Below are 7405 nucleotides of genomic sequence, written 5' to 3'. Positions count from 1 at the left end.
GGGTCGCCGTAGACCTCGCTGGTGGAGGCGAGCAGGAACTTGCCGCCGCTGGCCTCCGCGAGCTTCAGCAGGTGGCGATTGCCCACCACGCTGGTCAGCAGGGTGTGCTCAGGATCGGCCTGATAGAGCGGCGGCGAGGCGGCGCAGGCGAGGTTGTAGACCCGGTCGAAGCGCTGCTTGGCGAGCTTGGCCGGGAGCGGCTCGACGATGTCGTGCTCGACTAGGTCGAAGCCCGGGTGCCGTTCGAGCTTGCGAAGGTTCTCATGACTGCCAGTCAGGAAATTGTCCAAGCAGACGACGTGGGCGCCCTCGGCGATGAGGCGTTCGCAAAGATGCGAGCCCAGGAAGCCCGCTCCTCCCGCGACGAGCACCTGTTTGTGTCGTCCGTTCTTCATGCTCAGTCCCTCGCGACCCTGACCTTCACCGTGCCGCCCCCTTGTCTTAATTCGTAAGCTCAGCTTTCGTTCTCAAGGTTCATCAACAAAGTAGAAGATGCTGCTTTTTCTCTGATTTCCGAGCTATGGCGACGCTTAGCTCCTGCGCCAGGCCGGCGGCGCGGTGGGCCGCGGTGTGTTCGGAAAGGATGCGCTGGCGGGCGCCCGCGGCCATCTCGGCCCGCGCGGCCTCGTCAACCGAGTCCATAGCGGCGAGCACATCGTCGGGCCCTTCGGCGAGGATGATCTGCTCGCCCGGCTTGAACAGGCTGGAGAGCCCGTCCCAGACGTCGGAGATGATCGGGACACCGCAGGCGCCCGCCTCGAACAGCCGCACGCTGGGGCTCCAGCCGGCCGCGATCATGTCCTTGCGGGTGACGTTCAGGGTGAAGCGGCTCGCGGCGTAGAAGGCCGGGTGGTCGGACGGGCCGACGTGCTCCAGCCGCTCGACGTTGCCCGGCCAGGCGATGTCGGCCGGGTACTGGGGCCCGGCGACGCAGAACTTCAGGTGGGGCGCCCGGCGGGCCGGCTCGATCAGAAGGCGTTCCAGCGTCGGCTGGCGGTCGGGGCTGTAGGTGCCGAGGTAGGAGAGGTCCCAGCGGCGGGGAACCTCCAGCGGCCGGTAGGCGGCCTCGTCCACCGAGCAGTAGAGAGCCCGGGCCGCCGGAGAGCCGAAGCGGCGCTCCAGGGTCTGCAGGGTTGGGCCGCCGGTGAAGGAGAAGTAGACGTCGTAGCCGCCGATCAGCTCCGGCGTCAGGTACTCGTGGTCGCCCGCGCCGAGCTTGGCCAGGGTGACCGGCGTGTCGATGTCGTAGAAGCAGACCGGCCCTGTCGCCGTCGCCTGCGCCCAGCGGCCAACCTCCACCCCCTCGGGCACGTAGGAGCCGACGATGACCGCGTCCGCGCCCGCCACTTCCTCGGCCCAGCGGGCCTTGAGTTCGGGCAGGTCGGCGTAGAGCGCGAGCTGGCAGAAGTCCGGTTGGGTCAGGTCGCGGTGAGCGGCGTACCAGGGCACATCGCGCTCCAGGAACAGCACCTCATGTCCCTGCCCGGCGAACGCGCGGAGCAGCGCGCGATAGGTCGTGGCGTGGCCATTGCCCCAGGAGGAGGACAGCGAGAGGCCGAGGACGACCAGCTTCACGCCAGGCTCCTCTCGCGCTTCTTCGCCGCCTCGGCCCGGAACAGGGCGTCCACCTCGACGCCCCGGCGCGCGTAGGTGTGCTCGGCCAGCACCCGCTGGCGGGCGGCCTCGCCGATGGCGCGGGCGCGATCGGGCGTCAGGGCGGCCAGGTGCTCGGCCACCTCCTGGCCGTCGCGGGCGACCAGCACCTCCTCGCCTGGGGTCAGGAACAGCTCGACGCCCTCCCAGGCGTCAGTGATCAGGCAGGCCCCCGCCCCCGCCGCCTCGAACACGCGGGTGGCCGGGGAGAAGCCGACACTGGCCATCGAGTCCCTGGCGACGTTCAGCACCGCCAGGGCAGAGCAGTTGAAGGCGTTGTGGTCGGCGGTGCCCACGTGTCCGATGGCGGTGACGTTCGGCGGCATGGGCTTGTCGTGCCAGCCGTTCCCGCCGAGCAGGAAGCGCTTGTCCGGCAGGCGCGCGGCCGCATCGAGAAAGAAGCGCTCCACCCGCGCCTCGCGGTCCGGCAGACGGTTGGCGAGGAAGCTCAGATCGGCGGCGAAGCGGTCCTGAGGCGGCGCCGGATGGTGGCTCTCTGGGTCCAGCGCGTTGTAGACGGGCCGGCAGAGCCTCGCGCCGAAGCCCTCGTAGGCGCCGATCACCGGCGGGCCGCCGCCGTAGGTCAGCACGAGGTCGAGCTGCGGCAGCGCCCTGCGCATCGGGTGGGCCTCGTCGCGGCGGATCTCGTCGAGGGTGGCGGCGGCGTCCACGTCCCAGAAGAGCTTGATAGCGTGCGGCGCGGCCTGGGCGATCACGCCCTCCAGCAGCAGGTCGTCGAACACGCCCACCCCGCTCGCCTTGACGACAATGTCGGCCTGGGCGGCCTCGGCGAGGACCCGGCGGGCGGCCTCCTCGGTCGCCTCGTAGACGACGACCTTGGCGTAAGGCGGCGGGTCGATATCGCGGTGCTGCTGCCGCTCGAACGCGTCGGGCTCGTAGAAGGTCACCTGATAGCCGCGGGCGGCCAGCTGGCTCAGCATGCCGCGGTAGTAGGTGGCCGCCCCGTTCCAGTAGGAGGACAAGAGGCTCGAGCCGTAGAAGGCGATCTTCATTCAGGCGGTCTCTTCTTTCAGGCGGTCTCCAGGGGCCGGGCGGCCGGCCAGCCGGCGGTGGATGGTCAGCAGCTCGTCGGCCCGGTGGCCGCAGGTGTGGCGGGCCAGGATCCGAGCTAGGCCGGAGGTGACGAGCTCGGCACGCAGGCCTACGTCGGCCTTCAGGGCGGTGAGATGGCGCACCATCTCATCGCTGTCGCGGGCGACCAGGAAGTCGCGGCCGGGCCGGAACAGGTCCTCGGCGTCGTCCCAGGGGGCGCTGACCAGGGGAATGCCGCAGGCCAACGCCTCAAACACCCGGATGGTGGGAATGCCGGGCAGCACCTCGACGTAGAAGCGCCGGGGCACGTGGACCGTGGCGAGATGCCGGGCGAAGACCTCCGGCGCCCGGGCATTGGGCAGCCAGCCGCGGTAGCGGACGCCGTAGCGCTCGAGCATCGCCAGGGCCTCGGGCGGATAGCGCACGCCGTAGATCTCCAGCGGCAGCCCGGCCTGCTCGGCGGGCGCCATCAGGAAGCTCTCCAGCTCGGCGGTACGCTCCCCGTCGCCCCAGTTGCCGATCCAGACGAGGCCCTCGCGGGGCCCCTCCTCCTCCGGCGGCCGGAACAGGGCGGTGTCCGCAGCCTCGTGCCAGACGAACACCCGGCGGCCCCAACCCCAGCGGCGGTAGACTTCGGCCAGGGTCTCCCCGAACGCCATGACGCCGTCGTAGCCAGAGAGGTCGAACGCTGTGATCGCCTCCGGCTCGCTGACGGCACGGTGATGGGTGTCGTGGAACAGCAGGGTGAAGCGGCCGCCGGCCTTGCGGTGCGCGCCGACGGCGGCGACCAGGGCCGGGTCGTTCCACTCGTGCACGATGACCAGGTCGGCGCCGTCGCAGGCCTGGACGGGATCGAAGTCGGGCCCGAAGGCGGTGGAGGACAGCTTGGGATAGGCGGCGCGGTAGGCCTCGAGGCCCGCTTCGCCGTGATCCGCAAGCAGGTTGGAGAGGCTCCAGGCGCCGGCGGGCTCGTAGACGGCCACCGAATGGCCGCGACGGATCAGCTCGCGCAGCACGCCGCGCAGGAAGTGGGCGTTGCCGTGGTTCCAGCAGGAGACCAGGGAATGGGTGAAGTAGACGATCCTCACGCGGCCGCCTCCCGCCGCTTGAGGAACAGCTGGGGCGCGACCATCCGGTAGACGTCCCGCACGCCCTCGGCCATCGCCTGGACGGAGTAGCGGGCCGCGCGAGAACGGGCCGCAGCGCCGAGGCGGGCGGCCTCGTCGCGATCGTCCAGCAGCCGCTGCAGGGCGGCGGTCATCTGCCCCGGATCGTCGGGCGAGACGAACACCGCGGCCCCATCCCACAGCTCGCGGAAGGTGGCGATGTCGGAGAGCACCAAGGGGCAGCCGGCTTGGGCCGCCTCCAGCACCGTCAGGCCGAAGGGCTCGTAAACGGCGCCGGTGGCGAACACCCCTGCGCGCGCCATCCAGCGGCCGACCTCGTCCTGTGACAGCCGGCCGAGCGGCTGGGCGTGGTGCAGCGCGCGGCGATCACCGGTCGGGCTCTCCAGCGGCCCGGCGGCGTACACGGGCGCATCGAGGCGCCCGGCGGCCTGGTCGACGAGCTCGACGTTCTTGCCGTCATCCCAGAATCGCCCGGCGGTGAACACGAAGCGCTCGCGAGGCGCCGGCGCGAAGGCGGGCGCCAGGCGGCCGTTGTGCACCACGAACGGGCGCGGGATCTCGTAGGCCCGGGCCGTCGCCTCGGCGAAGGCGGCGGTCGGGGCCATGGTGATGTCGCAGTTTATCAGGCCCTGCCAGAGGGCGGCGCTGCGCCAGCGGAAGTCCTGCGGCATCGGCCCGTCGCGGACCTCGCTCCACCAGGTGGCCAGGCACGAGTGGCAGGCGGCGATCACCGGCGCGCCGAAACCGCCGTCGTAGGCCAGCGCCGGGCTGTTCAGGTGGACGAGGTCGGCCGAGAGGCCGCGGGCCAGGCCGCGGACCACGGCGCCGGCCTCGCGGATGTCGGCCAACTCGCCGGCGGTCCAGTCGAGCGGCAGGCCGGTCTCGATGAGTTCCAGGCCGGGCACCGCCTCGGCTTCCAGCCGCTGGTCCGGCTTCGGACTGGGACCCAGGACCACGAGGCTGGTGCGCACGCCCAGCGGGGCCAGACCCCGCGCGAGGTCGAGCGCATAGGTCCAGACACCGCCCACCGCATCCGCCGTCATCAGAAGGCGGATGTCTGGGGTAAGCTTCACTGTCAGGGACACGCGGCCTCCGGTTGGGCTAGGGGCGGCGTCTCCTCCCGGAACGAACGTGCTTGCCGGGCCGTCATCCTACGGCCTCGGGGCGGGTCTTGGCGGGCTGGCCACGCTCGGCCTTCAGCCACTCGGCCAGCCGGGCGACTCCGGGCCGCCAGGCGGTCGGCTCGGGCAGGTCGAGCGCCCGCCGCGCGGCTCTGGCGTCGGAGACGTAGTAGCGCTGGTCGCCGGCCCGCCAGTCGGAGAAGCCCAGCTCGACATTCCGGCCGATCAGCTCCTCGATGTAGCCGATCAGCTGGCGCAGGCTGACGGCGTTGGCCGGCCCGCCGCCGAGGTTGAAGGCGCGGCCCGCCACGGTGTCGATCCGGCGCCAGGCGGACAGGTAGGCGGCCACGGCGTCGCCGACGTCGAGGATGTCCCTCACCTGACGGCCGTCGCCGTAGATGCTGATCGGCTGGCCCTCCAGGGCGCGGATCAGGAAGTGGGCGACCCAGCCCTGGTCCTCGGTCCCCATCTGGCGCGGGCCGTAGATGCAGCTCATCCGCAGCACGCAGCTGGGCAGGCCGAAGCTGCGGGCGTAGTCGAGGACGTACTGGTCGGCGGCGCCCTTGGAGCAGCCGTACGGGGTGTGGAAATCGAGCGGCCGGGCCTCCGAGACGCCGGCCATGCGCACGGCGCCGTCCTTGGGCCGGTAGGCGTCGTCGACGATCTCCAGCTCGATGTCGGCCAGGTCGCCGTAGACCTTGTTGGTGCTGGCGAAAACGATCGGCGTGCGCCGCCCGGAGCGCCTGAGCGCCTCCAGCAGATTGAGCGTGCCGCGCAGGTTGACGGAGAAGTCGTCGAGCGGGTCCACCAGGCTGGTGGTCACCGCCACCTGGGCGGCCATGTGGAACACCACCTCGGCCTCGGCGGCGACCTCGGCCAGCGCCTGCTCGTCCCGAATGTCGCCGACGACGCTGGAGATCTTGCCCGGATGGCGCTGCTTCAGCCAGGCGAGGTTCCGCTCCACCCCCGGGCGGGCCAAGGCGTCGAACACGACGACGTCGTGGCCCTCGGCCGCCAGGGCGTCGGCGAGGTTGCTGCCGATGAAGCCGGCCCCGCCGGTGACCAGGACCGGCCGGCTCACGCGACCAGCCCGCGCATCTCCAGCTCCTTGCGAGCCTCGATGACGCGGTCCTCGGCTTCCTGGCGGGCGACCCACTCGGCGAGCTCGGCCAGGCCCTCGCCGAAGTCCTTCTCGCCGCGATAGCCCAGCACTTGTTCGGCCTTGGTGAGGTCGGGGATGCAGTGGCGGATGTCGCCGGCCCGGGCCTTGTCCATGATCTCCGGCTCGAGGTCGGGCCGGCCCATGGAGGCGGCTTGAAGGCGTGCGACCTGCTCGACGGTGCGCACGGCGCCGGAGGCGATGTTAAACACCTCCCCGTCGGCCTTCTCGTGGTCAAGGGCCAGCAGGAAGGCGCGCGCGACGTCGCTGACGTGGACGAAGTCGCGCATCTGCTGGCCGTCCTCGAACACCATCGGGCTCTGCCCATTGGCGATGCGCGAGGCGAAGATGGCCAGCACGCCCGTGTAGGGGTTGGAGAGCGCCTGGCCGGGCCCGTAGATGTTCCACAGGCGAAGGGCGCAGCCCTCCATGCCGTACTGCTTGGTCAGGGTGAGCGTCAGCCGCTCCTGCACGAACTTGCCGATGGCGTAGACGCTCTTGAGCGCGTTGTGCTTGGTCTCGGGCGTCGGGACCGGAATGAGCGGGCGGCCCTGCTCGTCCTTGGGGTCCCAGGTCCCGTCCTCATTGCGGCCGCCGCGGACCACGTCGTGCAGCAGCTTGCCGTCCTGGGTCTTGTAGAGTCCCTCGCCATAGATGCTCATGGACGAGGCGACGACGACCCGCTTCACAGGGTTGTCGATCAATTGTTGGAAGAGGACCGCGGTGCCGAGGTCGTTGACGCTGGTGTAGCGCTCGACGGCGTACATGCTCTGGCCGACGCCGACCTCGGCCGCCAGGTGGACCACCTTGTCGACCCCTTTCAGCGCCTTGAGCACCAGGGCGTCGTCTCGGATGTCGCCGACCAGCAGCTCGACTTCGGGGTCCAGCTCCGTGGGGCGCGAGCGGGTCGGGTGGACCTGTTCGATCAGGCTATCCAGCACCCGAACCATGTCGCCGCGCTGCAGCAGGGCCGAAGCCAGGTGGCGGCCGATGAACCCGGCGCCGCCGGTGATGAGGACGGTCTCGCCCATCTCCCGCCGCTCCTAAGCCGCCGCGGCGCGCGAGGCGCCGATAGGAGTGGAACGGGCTTGATTCTGGGGGTGGTTCATGGCGGCTCCCTCGCATCCCAACCGTCAAGCTAACACCTATGACTTCATCTAAGTTCCCGTAAGCTCGGCTGTATTCGGGCGGTGCAGCATGGCTAAGGCAACGCTTGAGGCGTGGAAGGGCGAGCAAGTATTCACATATGAGAAGAGCTCGACCGCGAACTACCGCCCGCATTCACGAAAGCG

Annotated in this window: 7 protein-coding genes; all 7 read right to left on the bottom strand. The window is 70.5% G+C overall.

All coding sequences use genetic code 11. The features are described from left to right. The coding region (locus VHK87_RS08280; protein ID WP_329634427.1) for a GDP-mannose 4,6-dehydratase at positions 1-395 on the bottom strand (395 nt) is incomplete at its 3' end. An 82-nt stretch (positions 396-477) separates the two neighbouring features. Then, a complete protein-coding gene (locus VHK87_RS08275; protein ID WP_329634426.1) occupies positions 478-1575 on the bottom strand; it encodes a CgeB family protein in 1098 nt (365 codons plus the stop codon). Further along, positions 1572-2666, bottom strand: coding sequence for a CgeB family protein (locus tag VHK87_RS08270; RefSeq protein ID WP_329634425.1), 1095 nt, complete (start codon positions 2664-2666; stop codon positions 1572-1574). Before VHK87_RS08270 ends, VHK87_RS08275 begins: the two co-directional genes overlap by 4 nt. After that, a complete protein-coding gene (locus tag VHK87_RS08265; protein ID WP_329634424.1) occupies positions 2667-3794 on the bottom strand; it encodes a CgeB family protein in 1128 nt (375 codons plus the stop codon). It lies immediately after the preceding gene. After that, on the bottom strand, positions 3791-4918 hold the full coding sequence (locus VHK87_RS08260) for a glycosyltransferase family 4 protein (RefSeq protein ID WP_329634423.1): 1128 nt from the start codon (positions 4916-4918) through the stop codon (positions 3791-3793). Before VHK87_RS08260 ends, VHK87_RS08265 begins: the two co-directional genes overlap by 4 nt. A gap of 61 nt (positions 4919-4979) precedes the next feature. Continuing rightward, positions 4980-6035 carry an SDR family NAD(P)-dependent oxidoreductase gene (locus VHK87_RS08255; RefSeq protein ID WP_329634422.1) on the bottom strand — a complete coding sequence of 352 codons (1056 nt, stop codon included), beginning with the start codon at positions 6033-6035 and terminating at the stop codon, positions 4980-4982. After that, positions 6032-7144 (bottom strand): NAD-dependent epimerase/dehydratase family protein, encoded by a 1113-nt coding sequence (locus VHK87_RS08250; RefSeq protein ID WP_329634421.1) that lies wholly within the window; start codon positions 7142-7144, stop codon positions 6032-6034. Before VHK87_RS08250 ends, VHK87_RS08255 begins: the two co-directional genes overlap by 4 nt. Between the last annotated feature and the right edge of the window lie 261 nt (positions 7145-7405).

Origin of the sequence: Phenylobacterium sp. (genome assembly GCF_036263695.1) — a bacterium.
Classification (GTDB): domain Bacteria; phylum Pseudomonadota; class Alphaproteobacteria; order Caulobacterales; family Caulobacteraceae; genus Phenylobacterium.
The sequence above is the reverse complement of the archived record's forward strand: the minus strand, read 5'-3'. Positions and strand labels throughout refer to the sequence as shown.